This is a genomic window from [Flexibacter] sp. ATCC 35208, from assembly GCF_001975825.1.
Classification (GTDB): Bacteria; Bacteroidota; Bacteroidia; order Chitinophagales; family Chitinophagaceae; genus Chitinophaga.
This window is the reverse complement of record NZ_MTKN01000022.1, coordinates 1-19,282: the sequence shown is the minus strand read 5'-3', so window position 1 is coordinate 19,282 and position 19,282 is coordinate 1. Positions and strand designations below refer to the sequence as shown.

The 19,282-nt window shown below is 42.7% G+C and carries 13 protein-coding genes; 6 read left to right on the top strand and 7 right to left on the bottom strand.

The features are described 5' to 3' along the window. The 3 genes from BW716_RS37650 to BW716_RS15485 all read left to right on the top strand — a co-directional run. On the top strand, nt 1–591 hold a 591-nt coding region (locus tag BW716_RS37650), incomplete at its 5' end, for a sulfatase/phosphatase domain-containing protein (RefSeq protein ID WP_220388768.1). A gap of 518 nt (nt 592–1,109) precedes the next feature. Then, nucleotides 1,110–3,080 carry an outer membrane beta-barrel protein gene (locus BW716_RS15490; RefSeq protein WP_179091152.1) on the top strand — a complete coding sequence of 657 codons (1,971 nt, stop codon included), beginning with the start codon at nt 1,110–1,112 and terminating at the stop codon, nt 3,078–3,080. 69 nt (nt 3,081–3,149) lie between these two features. Further along, nucleotides 3,150–3,341 carry a pinensin family lanthipeptide gene (locus tag BW716_RS15485; protein WP_083723579.1) on the top strand — a complete coding sequence of 64 codons (192 nt, stop codon included), beginning with the start codon at nt 3,150–3,152 and terminating at the stop codon, nt 3,339–3,341. Nucleotides 3,342–3,369: 28 nt separating this feature from the next. On the opposite strand, the gene BW716_RS15480 is transcribed toward BW716_RS15485, so the two are convergent. The 4 genes from BW716_RS15480 to BW716_RS15465 are packed head-to-tail and all read right to left on the bottom strand — an operon-like array spanning nt 3,370 to nt 10,804. Then, nucleotides 3,370–5,196, bottom strand: coding sequence for a lanthionine synthetase LanC family protein (locus BW716_RS15480; protein WP_083723577.1), 1,827 nt, complete (start codon nt 5,194–5,196; stop codon nt 3,370–3,372). A 1-nt stretch (nt 5,197) separates the two neighbouring features. Beyond that, on the bottom strand, nt 5,198–6,031 hold the full coding sequence (locus BW716_RS15475) for a thiopeptide-type bacteriocin biosynthesis protein (protein ID WP_083723575.1): 834 nt from the start codon (nt 6,029–6,031) through the stop codon (nt 5,198–5,200). A gap of 1 nt (nt 6,032) precedes the next feature. Continuing rightward, nucleotides 6,033–8,606 (bottom strand): lantibiotic dehydratase, encoded by a 2,574-nt coding sequence (locus BW716_RS15470; protein WP_083723573.1) that lies wholly within the window; start codon nt 8,604–8,606, stop codon nt 6,033–6,035. Nucleotides 8,607–8,614: 8 nt separating this feature from the next. Then, nucleotides 8,615–10,804: a peptidase domain-containing ABC transporter gene (locus BW716_RS15465; RefSeq protein WP_083723571.1), complete on the bottom strand. Its 2,190-nt coding sequence runs from the start codon at nt 10,802–10,804 to the stop codon at nt 8,615–8,617. A gap of 119 nt (nt 10,805–10,923) precedes the next feature. Between BW716_RS15465 and BW716_RS15460 the strand changes: the two genes are divergently transcribed. Genes BW716_RS15460 through BW716_RS15450 form a run of 3 tightly spaced genes read left to right on the top strand, consistent with a single transcriptional unit; the run spans nt 10,924 to nt 15,873 of the window. Then, nucleotides 10,924–12,258: a DUF3526 domain-containing protein gene (locus BW716_RS15460; RefSeq protein WP_220388767.1), complete on the top strand. Its 1,335-nt coding sequence runs from the start codon at nt 10,924–10,926 to the stop codon at nt 12,256–12,258. 1 nt (nt 12,259) lies between these two features. Further along, nucleotides 12,260–13,678: a DUF3526 domain-containing protein gene (locus BW716_RS15455; RefSeq protein WP_083723567.1), complete on the top strand. Its 1,419-nt coding sequence runs from the start codon at nt 12,260–12,262 to the stop codon at nt 13,676–13,678. Next, nucleotides 13,675–15,873 (top strand): TonB-dependent siderophore receptor, encoded by a 2,199-nt coding sequence (locus BW716_RS15450; RefSeq protein ID WP_083723565.1) that lies wholly within the window; start codon nt 13,675–13,677, stop codon nt 15,871–15,873. The genes BW716_RS15455 and BW716_RS15450 overlap by 4 nt, the downstream gene beginning before the upstream one ends. Before the next feature lie 49 nt (nt 15,874–15,922). Here the strand turns inward: BW716_RS15450 and BW716_RS15445 are convergent, their stop codons facing one another. The 3 genes from BW716_RS15445 to BW716_RS15435 are packed head-to-tail and all read right to left on the bottom strand — an operon-like array spanning nt 15,923 to nt 17,877. Next, nucleotides 15,923–16,486 (bottom strand): DUF3526 domain-containing protein, encoded by a 564-nt coding sequence (locus tag BW716_RS15445; protein ID WP_083723563.1) that lies wholly within the window; start codon nt 16,484–16,486, stop codon nt 15,923–15,925. Between the two features lie 14 nt (nt 16,487–16,500). Next, entirely contained in the window at nt 16,501–17,166 is a 666-nt protein-coding gene (locus BW716_RS15440; RefSeq protein ID WP_083723561.1) for an ABC transporter permease subunit, read from the bottom strand. 6 nt (nt 17,167–17,172) lie between these two features. Further along, nucleotides 17,173–17,877, bottom strand: a complete 705-nt coding sequence (locus tag BW716_RS15435; RefSeq protein ID WP_083723559.1) for an ABC transporter ATP-binding protein — start codon at nt 17,875–17,877, stop codon at nt 17,173–17,175. Between the last annotated feature and the right edge of the window lie 1,405 nt (nt 17,878–19,282).

Genomic DNA, 19,282 nt, shown 5'->3' with positions numbered 1-19,282 from the left:
GCTATCGTGACCTACACCTCTGACCATGGAGAAATGGGACTTGCACATGGGGGACTGCGTCAGAAAACCTTTGTAGCTTACGAAGAAGCATTGCGTGTTCCACTGGTTATATCCAATCCTGTTTTATTTTCAGACCACCCCATTCAACAATCTATGGCCCTGGCCACGCTGGTCGACATCATGCCTACGTTTATGGAGATAGCTAATGTATCAAACGCTCCTGCCGGACTTGCAGGCACAAGCTTGTTACCAATTATGGCGGATGGTACACCAGTACAGAATAGTATATTGTTTACATACGATGATACAAAAGCAGGTTCCAATAGCCAATGGTCTGTGGTAAATGCTGCAAATCGAATCCGATGTATCCGTACAGAGAAATGGAAGTATAGCTATTATTTTGATGCTTCGGGAGCTTATTACAACGAATATGAACTATACGATTTGGTAAACGATCCATCAGAATATACCAACCTTGCCTATGATCCGGCATACAACGAGGTTAGAATGGATCTGGAAACACAGTTGCATAAACTTGAGGTAGATAAGCTAAGAGTGCATAGCCCTCAACAATCTCAAAGCGTTGTTTGAATTGGGTAAACATTATAGCCAGAAAACGGGAAAGCCGCGTAAATCATTTGATTTATGCGGCTTTTTTCTGCTTGATGCTTTTATGGGGAACCCGTTAGGACAATTCCCAATCCCGAACTGGTTTATGAACATTTAAGGGCTCTTTGCAAGTTAAAAATGCTGATAACCCAATAGGTATAGGACAGCGTATTTTTCGAACCTTCTAACTGCACTGGAAGAGCCATTCTCCATGAGCGACGGGTCGCCAGGGTTATTTTTAGTTTGAGGTAGGGGAGGATGTCCCCGTTCGCGGCAGGTTATGGGAAGGTTGTTTTTATTTAAAACATTGTTGCAAAATTTTGCTTATGAACTTGTTTTTCTAAAGATAATTGCCTTATATTCGCAACTGTGTTGCAATTGTGCTTCAATATTCTGTTTGGCATATTTACCACGAAAAACTTTCCAGATGATAAATCTTTGTTTAGCCTATTCACAATTAATCCTTGATGTTCTCTTATAAGGCAGTTGTTATCCTTCTTATGCTTTTCCCGTTGGAAGTCGTTTATGGGCAGGAACAGCCCCGGCAGCTAAAGGAGATTACGGTAAAAGCTCAACCACAGTTAGTCAGGAAAGAAATAGACCGGGTTATTTATGATGTGCAATCGGATCCCGATAATAAGGTTGAATCTGCAATCGAGATGCTAGCCAAAGTACCTTTGCTGGCTGTTGATGGCGATGGTAATATCAGACTGAATGGTAGTGGGAAGTATAGGATTTTTATTAACGGGAAACCCTCTTCTTTAATGACCCGCAATCCTAAAGAAGCATTGAAGAGTATGCCTGCTTTGATCATCAGTAAAATAGAAGTGATCACTACTCCACCTGCAAAATATGATGGTGAGGGCCTGGCTGGAATCATCAATATCATCACTGTGAAGCAGCGTCAAAATGGCTATAACGGTAGTTTGGGAGCTAATTTCAACAGATATGTGGGCACAGGCCAGCATGGATACCTAACACTGAAGCAAGGTAAATTTGGTGTGAATGTATATGGTTACTTATACCAGGATCTGAAGATGAAGACAAATGAACGGACAACGCGAAACAGCGTTACATCAGTACTGAGTCAGAATGCTGATAATACTTACTATAGCAGGTTTGGAGCTGGTACTGCTGAAGTGAGTTATGAGATGGATTCACTGTTGTTGTTCTCTGGAAGTATGAGTTACTATAATAGTCATGATCATTATAATAGCCAAAGGACTACGGTTCTGGATAGTATTACAACTGACAATTATAATAGTAAATACTTGCATTCAGGGGCACTTGATATAAATGTCAGTTTGGAAAAGGGGTTTAAGAGACACAAGAAGGAACTGTTTACTATAGGGTATCAGTATCATCATATGCCGGAGGAACTGACGACTAATAATCAGTATAACAGCAGTCTGATGGAAGAACATACATTGCAGGCAGACTATTCTCATCCTTTTACCAGATGGCTGATGGAAGCCGGTGTGAAATGGATAGACAGGGTAGGAGGTGCTACTTATGATACGGTTAGCAAGAATCGGTTTAGATATAACCAGCAAATCTGGTCTGCATATAATTCCTGGCAGTTTTCTTCCAGATTGCTTGATGTGAGGGCTGGGGTGAGATTGGAATATGCGGTGCTGCAGCGTGGAACTTATTATACGAGTTTACTGCCTGTTATTGCCATATTGCATGCCTTTCCGCATGCAAGTGCAGGCATCACTTATTCGCAAAAGGTAGAACGCCCATCACTGACCCAGTTGAATCCTTTTACTGACGAGAATAATCCATATGTCTATGTATCGGGCAATCCATTTTTATTGCCTGTAAAACAGCATAAGGTGGATCTTTCATATACTTTGAATACAAAGGCCGGCTTTCATAGTATGCTGACTTATAACGTTTCATCTAATGATATTCAGCAGGTGGTTGCTGTGCATGATTCAGTATCAGTGAGTAGTTATCAGAACATTGGAAGAAATAGCAGTGTGCGGTTGAGTACCGGGGTTAACTTTCAGATCAGCGGGAAGTTAAGACTGATTGCAAATCTGGATGCAGGATACCAGGTTTTTAATGAAAACAGTGGTTGGTCTGCCTCCGGTTTTGTGAATCTTGCTTACAGGATCAGTGAGCAGTGGCGGTTGACTTCTACCGTGTATGGGGCTACTCCGGTTATTACTTACCAGGGATTGAGTAATGGTTCAGTCATTCATGTGACGCGGCTAACGAAAACTTTCCTGCATAATCATTTATCTGTTTCGGGTTCTGTGAGTAATCCATATGGAAGGTATCGTTATATCATTTCAGCAATCAATACAGACCAGTTCCATCAGCAGAACAGGATACAGCGATACTACAGGACATTCGCAGTTTCTGCCAGCTGGAATTTCGGGCATTTGTCAGGTAATGTAAGAAAAGCTCAGCGGAATATTAAGAACGAGGATTTAGAAATAAAGAGCAAAAGCCTAAGTAATTAACATCGTTGCAACCAGGGTATGCCTGCCCCCTGTAGAAAAGTGCGGGCCTCAATTTTTATACTATTTATTATGAAAACAAATTCAGAGAACCTCAAATTAAGCCTGGAAGATTTACAGCTTGAAAGCTTTGTAACAAGTATTGACAGCGAAATGGCGGCCCGCCTCTCAGGTGGTCTCGGCGCACTGGAACATCCGACGCATACCGAGCCGACAGATACTGATGATACGCCGCATGCACAGTGTACTACTATCGTGTGTTAATGGGTATGGGGTTCACAGGAAAAGGGGGTCAGAGATGACCCCCCTTTTTTATAGATATTGCGATAATGCATGCATGTAGCAAACTTTTTAACTGCAAGAGAAAGAATTGTTTTAACACCTGATCATCTTCTTTCCTGGAAGGAAAGGCACGGAGGATTTGTTGAAACAGCTGGTGGCCGGTAGCCGGTTCTTTCAAAATAGATAAAATAAATGTTACAAATTTTCCTGTTTCCAGTACTTTGATATCGTTACTGCTGATTTCAATGACATTATTATCCTGAGATAATATAATGTGATCAGGCAGGTAATATGTAGAATCCATCAATGATATATCATCCCGGGATAAAATATCCTTCACCGTTTTCTTAAGGAACGAGATCTTTTTATGGTAACACAAAGCACCTTTGTGTTGTTGCCATATTCTTGCCTTTATTTTTTCCAGTGTGAATGTTGACTTGTCAATATCAGGGATTTTTTGGCTGATGATGTCTTCCATGTCTTCAATATCATTCAGTTCTTCCTGTTTTAGTTTAATCCGGGTGAGCGATTGCTGGTAGTATTTTGAATATATACTCGTGCTCACATATGCCCTGGTAAACAAATTGTTTTTTGTATGCGAACTATATGGGAGTTGAGGAAGGATGATATCATCTGCCAGCTGACCGGAAAGCAATTGAATCAGCATGTATCCTACTCCTGCCTTTCCGGAGAAGAGGCCCGCATCCTGTGGTGATGTTTCGATGAACTGATTGAATCCTCCGGTGGTGAAATAAAGTTCATTGGCAGCCAGGAAGATATTATGGATGACGTCGTAATGTTGCTGCCCGGATCTGAGTAGCAGTGGCACCAGGCCGACGCTGCCACTGCATAGCGTGTAATCTGCTCTTGTGTTTGCCAGGTCCGCCAGGCAATATTGGATGCCTGACTGTGCCTGTTGATTATATTCATGTTTACCTGTAATATTGTATGCATACATCCTGGACAAAGAAATTCCCGCAGCGCCATGGGCCCAGCTGTTGACCAGTTTCAATTCCGGGAAGAATACTTCCAGGCGCCAGGTTTGTGCATCATGCAGATTATATCTTCTGGCACCTACCCGAATATCCAGCCAGTTTTTCCGGTCAGGTAAGTAATATTGCATTTCATATTCCAGGGCTTTTTCAGCCATAAATACCAGGCCATCGTACTTAAAGTAATGACCGGTTTGCATCAATGCATACGCGATGCCTGCTGCTCCGTGCGATAATCCCGTGAGACTATCAAATGCCAGTTTATGATGGTCCCATTTTAATCCCTTTTTCGAGATGCGCGCATCTGCTATCAGCAGCTGGATGATCTGGTGAACTATTTCCTGTATATCTGCTTCGTTTGAATGGTGGAAGAGCAGTGTCATGACCAGCAGTATGCCTGCCGCTCCTGTGAGGAGGTCCATCTCCCGGATAACTGTGAACGCCGGTCTGTGCATCCGGGCAATTTCGAGTGCCTTATCCAGATAGTGCTGCTTCCCGGTGGCATTGTATATTTTGATGCAGGTATAGATAATGCCGGAAATGCCGGTATAAAAGCTATAGGAGCGTGGTTGTTTGATATATGACGAGAGAAGGATCCTGTCAAGAATAGATGTTGAAATTCTCAAATCGCTTGTTTCTCTATTCAGCTGGTATAGGCTCAGGTAAAACAGGCAAATGCCTGCGTTACCATTAAAAATTTCCGGGTTGTCGTGGTAGGTGTAAGTTTGGGAGGTGCGGTCGTAGTAAGGAGATAGCCAGTAGGGGCCGAACTGGTCATAGTTGATCATTTCATGAATGTCTGCTTTGACGCGGGCGAGCATCTCCTGATAGAATATAATTTCCATGTTACAGATTTGTTTGTGATAAAAAAGTACTCAGGCAATACAAGATGTAGGCTTCTTCCTGATTTTTTATACCTATTCTATTGTGAGTCATGTGTAGCATACTTGAAATAATGCTGTTCAATTTCGTTTTTGAAAAGCCGGTATTGTTATAGGCTTTCATGATACTTAGATTAGCCCGCAGATATTCATACGCTGTTGGCGTAATCTGTAACTGTTGCCAGTATGCATGGAGTGTGGGGAAGAGTTTTTGTTGTTGCGGGGCGAGTGCCTTTTGAAAAGATTGTAGCCACATGTTATCTGGTATTTGGCCGGCGTTCTGTTTCGGATGGAAGATGGTGAGCCATTCCTTTACAAAATAATTACAGAGATCGATCATGTCTGTAAGTGACCATCCGGTCGCGGATAACATTTGCATATGCAGTTCTATGGCTTTCATCTGAAGGGAGGCTGTCTCTGGTTTTGTCTTTATCCAGTCTAGTATAATGCGTGATGAATGGAAAAAATGTTCTTCGGCCCATACGATGCTTTTATCGTTACCATACCTATCTGTTTCTGGCTCATAGTTGATGTATCTCAGGCAATTCCCTGGTGTTGTATGTTGAGTGTAGAAGGTGGCTGCGCTGTTATTGAGTGCCCTGGTGACAAGATCCGGGAAATTGGTATTCAATCTTAGCCGGATATGATCTCCTTCCTCAGGGTACCGGATAAAAAAGAAGGGAGCTGGTGATGTCATCAGGTACTGATTTTTTTGTAGAAATGGGTATACCAGTTCATTCAGTAAGAGATCAAGTTGACCATTATAAAACAAGTGGGCAGATATCCAGTAAGGTTTCATATTAGTAGTTATACCATTGTAGCAAATATTCTTTTACTCCAACTTTGGTGTTGAAAGGGTCCGGAAGTGCTTCTTCTACATAAATGTATTCTCCGGCTCTTTGCAGCAACTTTTTCCATAGCTCTATGAGCAGAGGTTGCTGAAAATGTATGAGCTGTGGTTTATAATCATCATTGGATCCGCCGGTCCCTTTTTTTGATCGTTTTCTAAGAAAAAGGAATACATACGCGGGTATTTGCTGCTGCTTACGCCAGTTATTCAATCGTAGGGAATAGTCATAATCTGATTCAGACTGAATTTGCAAGGGTATAAACTCTTTTCGGATTGCCCAGGTTTTTCTTCTCAGCACAATATCTTCTTCGAACGTGATCCGGGGATACAGCGTAATATTTTCCTTCATTTCGATATTATCATCTGCTAATTTGTAGATGAATTGCAGCGAAGGTTTATTATCCGGATTAAAATGGGATAGCAGCTGGTATAGGTTGGAGCGATTCGATATGGTTTCCAGGCAAAGGTCAAATGCATATAACCTTTTTCCTTTAGTAAAGAGGGAAAGAACGTTCTTTTCAACGTCGAATCCCACTTCAATATCTTTTACCTGTATCCTGTTATCTTCATGGAAGGCGCTGTGGCCGCCGGGTAGTACAATCTGAAATGGTAGTAAAGGAGGATGGATGTTTGCATTGAAGATAGAACCATCGGAAATTTCTGCTTTTATATAATCCGGGTAGAGCGCCTCATTATGACTTTGAAACGAATAATGTTGTTCCGGGTCAAATAGTGAAAGAAACCGTCCGTTGACTTTCCCGAGGCCGGGCAGTAAAGCATTGATTACTCCTTTAATTTTATTGGTGCCTGGAGAGTTGAAAAATTGTATGAACATACCTCTGGACTGCTGCGTGCTGTCAATGTCTGTTGGCGGAAAATCGCGTGCTGTCAGGCGAATGACGGGTTCATTCCTGGAAATGATAGTACGGAGCATGGCCTGAATTTGCCGGGTCCATGGATCTTCTCCCACTGGTGTTGGTGTGGATTCTTTTTCTGGCTTTTTGATTTCCCGGTAGTAATCGTGGTAGAATGTTAATACTGGTATATGTTTGTGCCGACCATAATGGGAGAGAAAGAAGGTACGCATTTTTTCTTTTTCTGTTCTTTTAGTGTTGGCAGGAGCGAGTAGTTTCATTAGCAATTCTGTCTTTTCGATAATGTTTTTCACAGGATCACCGGGAAGGGATTCCTGATCGGAAGTATAGGCATCTTCATAGAAGATTTCTCTTGCGCTGAAGTCATGATGTCTGAACCATGCAGCCTGAAAAGCTTGCTGTTGAGGATTTGAGCTGGTGTCAGGGAAGGATGCCTGTTGTTCAATAGCCTGTAATGTATTATTTACAATCTGCGCCGCGAGCTTTAATGTCCTGTGCCGCTCGGCAGGGGTTAATGCGGGGTATTCCAGCCTGCAATTGTGCAAATGTTCCAACATCTGCAGAAGGTGATCAATTTTTGTTGACAGTGATCTGTACGGGCTAAAATATTGCACCAATGCGTTACTCCAGTTTTCTTCAATCCCCGAGATGCCGGCTGTTAGCTCCAGGTAGCCTACAGTGCATAGGGTTAATAGAAATTGTTTTATAGTCGCATGATTAGGGACATCAGTTTGGCTTGCTATAAAATGAATGAGTTCCCTGAGTACCGTTCGCTCCTTTTTGTTTGTTAAGTAGGTGGCTATTGACTGAATGACTGTACTGTTATTTATTTGCTGAAAGGATTCTATGTTGTTGAAGTTGATCAGGAATTTTATTCTTCCTGCATTTTCAACTGCTGTACTGTTCATATTCACTAACAGGTATTCATTCAGTTCCGGATGCCATTTCAGTATATTTATAAGGTAACCGAAGAGGTGATTGTTTAATCTTAGCTGGCTTTTTACCTGGTTCAGTTGATTACTTGATTTATGAGATTCAGTCAATTGCATAGTCCCTGTATAGGTGAATGTACTGAATGGGGATGTTTTATAACACATCCGGGTAATGTATCGCAGCAGGCTGAATTCCAGTTTTGATTCTTTGTGTTTATGCTGCGATGGATGTTTATTGATGTATGCAGGTAGCTGTTCAAAGAGCAGGGGGCTTGACAGGAGAATCCCATTTAACAAATTCTCATGCTTTGCAATTTGTTGCAAATGCGCTCTACAGTTTGCCAGGAATTGGTCATATTGTAGGTTGTTCTGTTGATGCCTTTCGTGTATTGCCTGTACATTATTGAAATACTGTGAAAGAGTGGGGATTTTCGTAATTGTCTGGATTTGCTCGATCAATTCAATAGAAAGTTGTTTTCCGTTGAATATTTGTCTTTTACAGGTGATCAACTTTTTCCTGTCCTTGTCATTTTTAACCAGTGGAATTTTTTGAAAGAGTTCTTCACAGACCTGTTCCTTCAACCGGGATACCAGTTGCTGCTCTTCCTGCTGGATTTGTATTTCATCAGTCAGGTGAGGATGGGTCCAACAGTCAAGTAGATGGTGGTCCAGTGAGGCATGTCGGACCATTGAATAAGGGAATATTGTCGTTTTCATGGTGGATTTTATTTACCTAACTCCAGTTGATTTTTTATGAGGTGATAATAGTTGCCCTGCCTTTTTATGAGGTCTTCATGTGTGCCGGTTTCCCTGATTTCACCTTTGTCCATTACGATAATCTGATCCGCGTGTCTGACTGTACTCAGGCGATGGGCAACGATGATAACCGTTTTGTTGACGAAGAAATTTTGCAGGTTATTGACGATGGTTCGTTCATTGTTTGCATCGAGTGCATTGGTTGCTTCATCAAGGAAGATATAAGCAGGATCGCGATAGATCATGCGTGCAATGAGCAGGCGTTGTTTTTGTCCTTCACTTAATCCGTGGCCGTCTTTACCTATGACAGTTTCGTATCCATAGGGCATTGACTGGAAGAAGTCGTGCATGTTTGCCATGGCAGCGGCGTAGTATAATTTTTCCTGGTCTTTGATCGTGGAACCTGCATAGATATTATTTGCAATCGTGTCACTGAAAATGTAGCCATCCTGCATGACAACGCCGCAGCCACTGCGCCAGTCGGCAGCATGGATATTTTTCAGGTCTATGTCGTTTACAAGGATAGTACCAGTTACAGGTGCATAGAATTTTAGCAGTAGTTTTATCAGCGTGCTTTTCCCGCTGCCGCTCATTCCTACAATAGCTGTGACCTTTCCTGCGGGCAAAAAAGCGTAGATGTTTTTAAGCACCAGGGGATTGCTTAGTTGTCCGTATCTAAAACTAAGATTGGAGATATTTATGTCTTTGGGGATTTCGGGAAGATGGCGACGTGAAATTTCCGCATCTTCTTCCGGTTCGTTAAATACCTCAGACATCCTTGAAAGGCTGAAGCGTGTATTCTGAGCGGCACGCATAAACTCCAGTAACATGACCACGGGGGTATTTAGTTGTCCGCATATATAGGTAACGGCCAGCATTTCACCCAGACTTAGGCTACCTTTTATGACCAACCATGCGGCCATGAAAGTGAGTAATATGTTCTTTACTTCATTCAGAAAGTTCCCGATACCCTGCATCTGCTGGTCCAGTTGCAGGCTTTGCATTTTGAGCTCATAAGATCGCACCTGAAGTGATTCCCACTTATCCTGCTTTTCCTGCTCACTGCCGGTGAGCTTTATTTCCTGCATGGCGTAGAAGATTTCAAGTAATAATTGCTGATTGGCAGATAGTACTTTGAATTTTTGCTGGTCGAGTAATCGCCTTTTTTGTGTGAAGGCTTTTGCCCAGGCGATGCTAAGTAGTGCGCCAATAAGAAAGACCAGGAACATTCGCCAGTTATAAATAAGAAGTACTATGCCGAATACAAGTAATGTAAGAGCTGACATGACGAAGCTGATGACATTATTGGTCAGGAAATCTTCAATGCGCTGGTTATCTGTCACCCTTTGCATATTGTCTCCTGCTTGCCTGTTGTCGAAGAATGCAAATTTTAGTTGCATCAGGCGGGAGAGATAGTTACGTAACAATGAGATACCTGTTTGTGCCCCGATACGGAATAACCATCTTGCCCGGATAAAATCCATTATGGTCCTTCCGGTAAAAAGCATCAATTGTCCTAGACAGATCAACATTAATAGTTGAGGGTTTTGTTGCCTGATTCCTTTATCTACAATCTGCTGGGTAAGCAGGGGGATGATCAGCGCAAATCCACTGGCGAGCAACACGCTCATTAGAAGTGGAATAAACAGGCGACGGTGTTTATTGGTGTATGGTAATAGCCACCATAATGATGTGTTCTCTTCGGCAGGTGTTTCATGTCCGAAGAATTCAGTTGTGGGTTCCAGTAACAAGGCTCTGCCAACAGTTTTGTCGGTAGTACACCAGGAGCGGACGAACTGTGGGTGTGGTAACCTGAGCATACGCTCCAGGGAAGGATCTGCAATGACAGCATAACGGTCATTTAATTCTGTCAATACAACAAAGTGTGCTTTTTCCCAATGAAGAATGCAGGGAAGGGGAACTTTTTGAGCAAGTACGTCTACCGGGATCTCTGCTGCAAGGGTTTTGAATCCAAGTAGGGAGGCTGCATTGCTCAGCGAGGCAATAGTGGTTCCTTCTTTACCGATATAACAGATCTTTCGCAGATAGGTTAGTGGAAAATGTTTACCATGCCACGCAGTAATCATTTTTAAACAGGTTGGGCCACAATCCATGGAATCCGGCTGTTTGAAGAAGGGGAATTGTTTCGTTCTTATCATGCCGTTAAATAATAATTACAACAAAGTTGCATAATTAATATTAAATCTGCAACTTTGTTGCAATATAAATTCCTCTTTTTATGTACTGCCTTAGCAAACCTATTTTAAATGAATGGCTATTGTTAAAAAGAAGCGGCGTGGCAATATTGCTGCTGCTGTTCATCTGGATAAGCATGGGGCTTGCCTTGATAGTATCTGGCATCCAATATGGAAAAGGGAAGGCAGAACGGCTTGCGGCGGCAGACCTTTTTAGACGGGAATGGAATACGCAGCATAGAAATCCCCATGATGCGGCGCATTTTGGGACGTACTTATTTACACCACTCACGATAAAAGCAATACTTGATCCTGGCCTCAATGATTTTTCCGGCACCACCTACCGTGTTGAGGCGCATGTGCAGCATGAAATGGACTACAGTCATGCTCAAAATGGCAATGTAGTAGCGAGGTTGGGGCAGTTTAGTGTTGCCGTGGTATTGCAACTTGTTGTTCCATTTTTGATTCTTATTACAGGCTCCCGTTCCCTGACAGAGGAGCGTGAAAGAGGAACATTACGGCTAATAAGGGTGCAGGCGGGGAACCTTTCTATCATTACCTGGGGTAAGGTATGGGCTTACTATATGCTGTTTTCGGCCATCCTGTTTCCATTTTTGCTGTTTTTCCTGTTTACGGGGGTAATGATGTATTTGTGGGTGATTGCCTATCTGCTTTTCTATTTTTGGTTGACACTGGTTGCCGTATTTATATCGCAGGTAAGCAGTAGTAGCAGGGCGTCAAATATCAGTGCTGTAATAGTATGGGTTGTGTTGTTCGTGATAATGCCTAAAGTGGCTGTTAACCAGTCTATTATATTATATCCGGTGAAGAGTAGAGCGGTCTTCGAAGATAATGTAAGGCAGGGGTATTTAAAAGGGTTCGACGGGAATTCTCCTTATTATGAGCGGGGAGATTCATTTATGCATGCACTGTTGAAACGGTATCATGTGGATAGTGTTTCTCAATTGCCTGTAAATCCTGACGGGTTGTTATTGCAGTATCATGAGGATTACCAGAATAAAGTGTTTGATCACTATTACAAGGGGATTTCCGCCTCTTTTGCGCAACAACAGGTATTTCTTTCCAGGATAGGCTGGATCGATCCGTTTATCGCATTAAAACGGGTTTCCATGGCACTTTCTGCCACCGATTTTTATCACCACGATAGTTTTTACCAACAGGCCCGGGTATACAGGAACACGCTTATCAGGAAGTTAAATCTGGAGCTGGCGGCGCATGGGCAGGATTATAAGGCGGACACCTCATTTTTCACAAGTCTTTATTCTTTCAAATACAGGGAGTTACCTCCCAGGCAGATATTATCACTCAGCTGGTCAGCCTTTGCTGCGATTGGGGTGTGGATATTGATAGCGGTGGCAAGCGTTCATATTATTTCAAAAAGATTATCCGGATATTGATATGGCATTCGTATTCACCATTTTCGCATTTGAAAGCAGGCAGTTGACCCGGAGCAGATTATTATTGTTCTTGTGTGCCTTTATTTTTTTTTCAGGTATGTATGGCCTTATAAATGGCCGGGCTTTGATTGGGCTCCAACAGGCAGCTATTGACAGCATTCAGACGGTACAAAGGCAGCATTATACTGCAATGGTGGAGCGTTTTCATGAGGATACGACTACTAGAACGGGCAAACAGCTGAGGGCACAGGCGGGCATTCCACAGGTAGTAGAATTCAGGGACCCGCCGTATACAACGTTCCCGCCCGCAGGTCTTTCTTTGATGGCAATTGGTCTTAGGGATCTCCATCCTTTTTATGATATTATCGGTTCTAAGGAAAGTAAAACGGGAGATCAGGCTACTGAATTTTCCAATGCAGAAAAGTTGGCGGCAGGGACTTTTGATGTGGCTTTTGTCTATATATACCTTTTTCCCCTGCTGATCATTTTTTACAATTACAACTGTCTTTCCGGGGAGCGGGAAGCTCAGACTATACCATTATTGATATTACATACCGGGGGACTTCAGCGTTTATTTTTCTGGCGTTTTGTATTCAGGTTTACGGTTGTTTTTCTGTTGGGTGCTCTGCTGTTAGCTGCCGGGTTGATCATGACGCCCGCAGGTGGTAGCTTTCCTTTCCTGAACAGTGTTCTGTGGTTATTATTTCTGGGTGGGTATTTTTTTTACTGGTTTGCGGTTTGCTGGTTGGTGATAAGATTTGAGAGGTCTTCTACATGGAATATTACTTGTCTTGGCTTTATCTGGCTTTTTTTCGTTTGGATCTTACCGGCTACGATCAATAGTTATACGAATCTGAGGGCACCTGTTCCCTTACGATCAGGCCTGGTGGCAGCGCAACGCAGGTTGAAAGAAGCAACCTGGGAGCTTCCGGTACCTGTCCTGCTTGACAGCTTCTACTATTATAATCCCCAATATCAACATCTTAGGAAAATTACTGATACTGCTGCTTATGGGAATCCCCGTTTCCTTGCGTACAATGATTTGCTGGGGAGGAGAAATGAAAGGCTTGAGCGGGCGTTTGACATGCAATTGCAAAAGCGTTCCCATTTACTGCATTTGTCATTATATGTAAACCCGGTATCCTACACCCAATATTATTTACATGCACTGGCCGGCACGGAGTTATCGGATTTTGATGATTATCATTTGCAGGTGCAGCGGTTCCGGAAGAGGTGGCAGTCATTAATGACCAGCTATCTGATCAACCAGAAAATGTTCAGTGAAGAAGATTTAAAACATTTACCACGTTTTTTATATCAGCCTCCCCCTGACAGGGGATATATATGTAACCTTTTTTACCTGGTAATTATATCAGGCTTAATCATTCTTATAGCACAATTTACACGACAATTGCAATGAAATATTTTTACTCTCTGGCAGTAGCCGGGCTATTTTGTACTGCTTCTTTGCAGGCACAGCATCTGAATAATAAGGATTCCCTACGGCATCTTAATTCAGTGGATATCTATGGAACAAGAGACCGGCAGATAAAAAACGATAGTCTGGGGGGGGCATTGAAGCTGGTACAGCCACTAATGGAAATTCCGCAGAATATTGTATCGGTGAATGCCTACTTGATGCAGCAACAGGGCGCTTTACAATTAAAAGATGTAGCGCGTAACTCCAGTGGTGTGTATTTTGGGTACAACAGCAGCGCATTTGATTACTCGGCTTCTGTTCAGATCAGGGGATTCAGTGGATATACTATTTTGAATGGTATGCCCAGGCGTATTAGCTATGGTGCGGTGTTGGATGATCAAGCATTGTTTGAGAGCGTGGAGTTCGTAAAAGGTCCTGCCGGATTTATTAACTCAGTAGGAGAGGCAAGTGGTACAATCAATATCAATACAAAGTCACCGACAAGGCGATTGCTGAATATTGAGTTGTCGGCGGGTAGTTTCGATCATCGCCGTGTTACCATTGATGCCGGTACGCAGGCGAAAGAAAAAGGGTTTTCGTTCCGTTTAAATGGTGTTTACCAGCATTCAGACACTTATCTTGATCTGTTGCATACGGATAAGTATGTAATTGCGCCGGTCGTTAAGTATAACTTTAGTCCGCGTACTTACATCCTTGGTGAATATGATTTTATCAGGGGGGAATCCAGGAATGGAAGTAGTATTACCAAAATAAGATCGGAGGCAGATGCATTGCATGATGATATTGCTTTGAACTTTAATGCCGCAAAAGGATTGCCTGTAACTTATTACCAAAGCAGTACAGCAAGGTTGTTGTTTGTACATCAGTTTAATCCTGACTGGCAGCTCACTTTACAATCCCAGTTAAACCAGGCTCCTTACAGTACCTGGAATATGCTTTCTTCTGAAACTTATACAGGCGTCTCTTTTGATGAAAATGGACGTACCAGGCGACTGGCTATGAATACAGATGTGACAGGTAAGACATTTGTTTCGCAGCTGTATGTAACTGGAAAATTCAGGACGGGACGACTGAAGCATTTATTACTTGCAGGCGGAGACATAACGGTTGGGAAAGATCATTTGTCTAACCAGTTTGGCAAGTATAAATTTGACTTTTATCGTGATCATATCAATTATATTGTAAATGCTGATTCCGTGAGGGACATGGCGCCTGAAACAAAAAGTAATTTTGGGAATGATACCAGGTATGAGTGTGCCTACGTTTATGATAACATAAAATTGAATCACTGGCAGCTTTCTTTTGGGGGACGATATACGTGGTATAATAACAAAATTAATCAACAAGCCAGACCTAGCCTGGCCTTGAAAAAGAACGACTATTCACAACGGGCATTTTCACCAAGGGCTGCGCTGTCTTACCTGGTTGATTCTTCTATGACAGTTTACTTTTTATATGATCAGTCTTTTGTGCCACAAAGTGGGTTGAAAGCAGGGCGGAACAAAGATCCTCAAACCGGGAAACCTGAAGGGGTGCCTGTAGATCCGCAGCGTAATAATGACATAGAGCTGGGTGTGAAGAAGCAATGGTTTAGAAATCGGCTGCTCACGACGATAAATGGATTCCATACGGTGAAGCAGAATGTATTGATGACGGACGTGGTGAACGCTGCATATGGGTATAAGAGACAGATAGGCGAGTACGCCAGTGATGGGATTGAGGTTGACATCCTGGGGCAAGTGACGTCCCGTTTTTCGGTTGCGGCTAACTATACATATGTTGATGCACGTATTACAAAGGACACTGTTGGTTCTCCGCTGATCGGCAATAAGTTGCCCGGTACGCCGAAACAGATTATTAATACATGGGTACAATATAGTTGCCCGCTGAAAAAACTTCAAAGTATTGGATTTAGCCTGGGACAGGTGACGCAGGTGAAACGCGCAACTTATTCCAAAGGGGACTATCTGCCTGATTTTACCAAACTGGATGCGGGTATAAATTTTACTACGCCTTCCTATTATGTACGGTTGATAGTTGATAATTTGCTAAACAGGCGATATATCAGTTCCGGAGATATAGGATCTGATTACCCGATTCCTGATACCAGGAACTACTTTATGGTAGAGGGAGACCCCATTAATTTCCGGGTGACAGTGGGGGTCAGGCTTTAATGGAAGAATACTCAGGATGTCAATCTTTATTGCATCCTGAGTATTTGGTTTATTGAATGTTATTCCTTTTGAAGACAAATGATGCGATTACACCTAAAGTGGTTATGAACAATATGAAGGGTGTAAATATTGCAAGCCAGTTGACCGGGTTCGGTGCCAGGAAATATTCCGGTTTATATCTGGACCAGTTCACGCTGTTTGCGTTTGCATTATCAAATATCTGAGGATAGAACTGCAGTCGTTTGCTTTCATGGAAAACGGCTGTACTATCAAGGTACTGCAATTGCCTTTTGAGGCCGGTACCTGCTAAGTCGGTGAACAGCAATTGTGCGTGCATAGGGGGGAAGAAACGTGCAGCGTAGTTGGCAGATTGCTGGCGCTGTTCTAATTTTTTAAACATGGCTCTACTTGTGGTGGCTGCTTCGTCGTCTCCAAGTTGCAGCATTGCATAATATCTCAGGTAAGTAGAGTCCTTCCAGCTATGATTGCTGTATTGCGGATAATGTTTCAGGAAGGCCTGTATGGTTGTCTTCGGATCTTTATCCCATTTGGTATGATATCCATCCCGTTGTTTGAGCAGCGTTTCATATGCTTCATAAACAGGATAGCGCATCGTCAGGTAATTGTTTATGATAGCTGGCGTGAGCCGATACTTCTGATACCAACCGTGCTGTCTTTAGTTACATCAGTTAAGCTGAGCTCTATACAGACTGCGATGGTCACTGGTAGAAGGAAAATGAGGGATACAGTAAACAGGCCCACGCTATTGCCCCATATCAAAGTGCGAAATCCCGGTCCCTGGTTTAGCAGTATTTTTAGTGTACCGTTTTCTTTTTGTTGTGAGATAGCATGGAAGCCCAGGAAGAACAGAATAAGTGGTAATATGAGCTGAAGCAGCATTGCCAGGCTGATTTGACCAAAGCGTAATAGCCCGGTACTGAAGCCAGCTTCGCTGAAGTTGACTGTATTTTGCCTGTGTGCTTCGAGGAACACAGTGTTGCCTGTATAGCTTTCCATTCCCTGATCAAACATGCTTAAAGGATGTTTAAGCCGAAATGCGAATGAGCCAGAGTGTGCCATACGATGCGGGTGCTTATCTGGATTGGCTTTCCAGCTTTCGCGGGCTTGGTGCTGAAAGTTTGTAAGCATTGTGTGCTGGGCTGTATAAGTTTTGTAGCCTGTGAATGCAGCGAAAGTGATGAACACCAGCGACAAGATATATATAGCGGCCAGTGCATTACTCCGGAGTGTTACCTTCAGAAATTGACTGGCAATGACTTTTATCTGATTCATTGATGGTTATATAGTTTCGAGATATAGTTTTTGTAATTCTTCGGCAGATATTCCACTGCAACTTACGGTGTGGACGAGACTGCCTTGTTTCATGATGCCGATACGGGAGCCTACATTAACAGCATTGAAGATGTCGTGTGTGGCCATGAAGATGGTTCTGCCCTCTGCGGCCAGTTCCTTACAAACAGCAGTAAATTCATTGGTGGCTTTAGGATCCAGTCCGCTTGTAGGTTCATCCATAAAGATTGCATCTGCATTTTTTGACAGGGCGATTGCGATACCTACTTTCTGACGCATACCTTTGCTATAGGTACTTAGGTGTTTTTTATGTACTTCCTGTTGAAGGCCTGCTTTTAGTAGAAAGGCTGTCAAAGCGTCTTTTGAATAAGAGAAACCGGCGAGTCTGCTAAAGAAATCAAGATTTTCCAGTCCTGTGAGGTTGCTATATAATTGTACCACTTCAGGGATATATGCCACCATCTTTTTAGTAGCTGCATTATTAGGCCTGACTTCCACCCCTTTGATGATAGCTTTACCGGATGATGGAGCGAGGAAGCCAAGGAAAAGATTAATGGTGGTAGTTTTTCCTGCTCCGTTTTGTCCGAGGAGACAGAATACTTCGCCAGCATTGATGGTCAGGGACAGTTGCCTAAGGGCTGTATATTGTTGGTATTCTTTGGTAAGGTTTACGGCTTCTAATATGACTGACATATAGTGTGATTTATTTTTACGCAATAGTTTTCCGCTCCGACATCTGGGTGCGGACAAAAGATTTAGCTGCTAAATAACTTAGGCAACCGGAGAGCCCCGGTTGTTATAATTGAGGATGCTGTTTGTCGAAGAATTGGTTATATCTGATGGTTGATATTCAAAAGTGTTAATGGCGAGGAGGGGGGAATGGTGTTGATGAATGTCGATGTATGGTGTGTAGGCATGTCCGCATATGATACAGGAATGGGTAAATTTTGATTGGTTTTTACCTGTTTGGGATGGCAGTAATTCCTGTGGGTGAGCATGGTTATGCCATAACGTTGCGGGCGTTATAATAAAGCCGTAAAGCACCAGGATGATAGCGGCAGTGAGGCGGTGATATTTAGGTAACACTTTCACTTATAAATGAATCATTGTTGCAAATGTAAGGGTTAAATTTGGATATTGGGTGTATGTAGGAGGATGGAAGTATTGATATTTCAGGGATGGGGAGTATTATGGTTACATGCTGTGCTAGAGTTGGGGAGTTGCCAGGATCCGGTTTCGTAAATGTATGATGCTGGCATTGGCCACATTGTATGGTAGCTGGAGGTAATAAGGTTATATCAGCTGATATCGCAAAGGTATGAAAGTCGGCGTTGTAGTGATGAAATTCCTGCATTCTCAGGTGGTGGTGAGGAGTTATATCAAGAATACCAGTACGACAGGATTTGGTAGTTAGAGGATGGTGTTTGGGGGTATATATAATGAGGGGAGGTACGGAGAGATATTTTAATCGTAACGCACATAGTACGAGAAAATACAGGAGTTGATTGATTTAGTCAAATGTTTGCGGCGGGTGGTTTTATGCGGCTGGAGCGGAGCGGAGGACGAATTAGATATGTGTACGCGGTTAAGTTGGTTCAAATAGGATTACGGGAGGGGAACGGAGCGTCTGTGTTGAAAAGAGTTGCCGATGGCGTCAAGGACAGCGAGGATGTGGGGGACATCAGTGGGGGATAAAATTTATTCTTTTAAACCCGTCAATTGTGATTCGAAAATAGATTGGTGCTTTTGCCCCTTTTGAGGAAAAAAAGAATGGCTAAATTTTGTTTAGTTGTCATGAAAAGAACTTAAGCGGTGAAGAATCGCTCTTTCTAAATGTTACAATTCGCATTATTTTGGCTGGTGCCCCACGAAGATAGTGTCCCGAAAAGGGGCCCGAATACCTTGATATAGATTGATATACCTTAATGTTGAAAATCCGCTGAAATCCTCGACCTGTGAGGTTATATGCATAAAAAAAGCGCAACTTGTGTTGCGCTTTGGCGAACCGGATTGGATTCGAAATGCATTTTCAGGGCACTTATTTTTCTAGAATTTATAAATTCGATTGATTATTAATGATCAATAGTTAGGTAGTTTT

Excerpts from the sequence above, each read along its gene's own strand:
- BW716_RS15455 (WP_083723567.1), top strand. The coding sequence starts at position 12,260 with ATGGCATTCGTATTCACCATTTTCGCATTTGAAAGCAGGCAGTTGACC.
- BW716_RS15465 (WP_083723571.1), bottom strand. The coding sequence starts at position 10,804 with ATGATAAGAACGAAACAATTCCCCTTCTTCAAACAGCCGGATTCCATG.
- BW716_RS15470 (WP_083723573.1), bottom strand. The coding sequence starts at position 8,606 with ATGAAAACGACAATATTCCCTTATTCAATGGTCCGACATGCCTCACTG.
- BW716_RS15480 (WP_083723577.1), bottom strand. The coding sequence starts at position 5,196 with ATGGAAATTATATTCTATCAGGAGATGCTCGCCCGCGTCAAAGCAGAC.
- BW716_RS15440 (WP_083723561.1), bottom strand. The coding sequence starts at position 17,166 with ATGAATCAGATAAAAGTCATTGCCAGTCAATTTCTGAAGGTAACACTC.
- BW716_RS15490 (WP_179091152.1), top strand. The coding sequence starts at position 1,110 with ATGCTTTTCCCGTTGGAAGTCGTTTATGGGCAGGAACAGCCCCGGCAG.
- BW716_RS15485 (WP_083723579.1), top strand. The coding sequence starts at position 3,150 with ATGAAAACAAATTCAGAGAACCTCAAATTAAGCCTGGAAGATTTACAG.
- BW716_RS15475 (WP_083723575.1), bottom strand. The coding sequence starts at position 6,031 with ATGAAACCTTACTGGATATCTGCCCACTTGTTTTATAATGGTCAACTT.
- BW716_RS15450 (WP_083723565.1), top strand. The coding sequence starts at position 13,675 with ATGAAATATTTTTACTCTCTGGCAGTAGCCGGGCTATTTTGTACTGCT.
- BW716_RS15445 (WP_083723563.1), bottom strand. The coding sequence starts at position 16,486 with ATGCGCTATCCTGTTTATGAAGCATATGAAACGCTGCTCAAACAACGG.
- BW716_RS15435 (WP_083723559.1), bottom strand. The coding sequence starts at position 17,877 with ATGTCAGTCATATTAGAAGCCGTAAACCTTACCAAAGAATACCAACAA.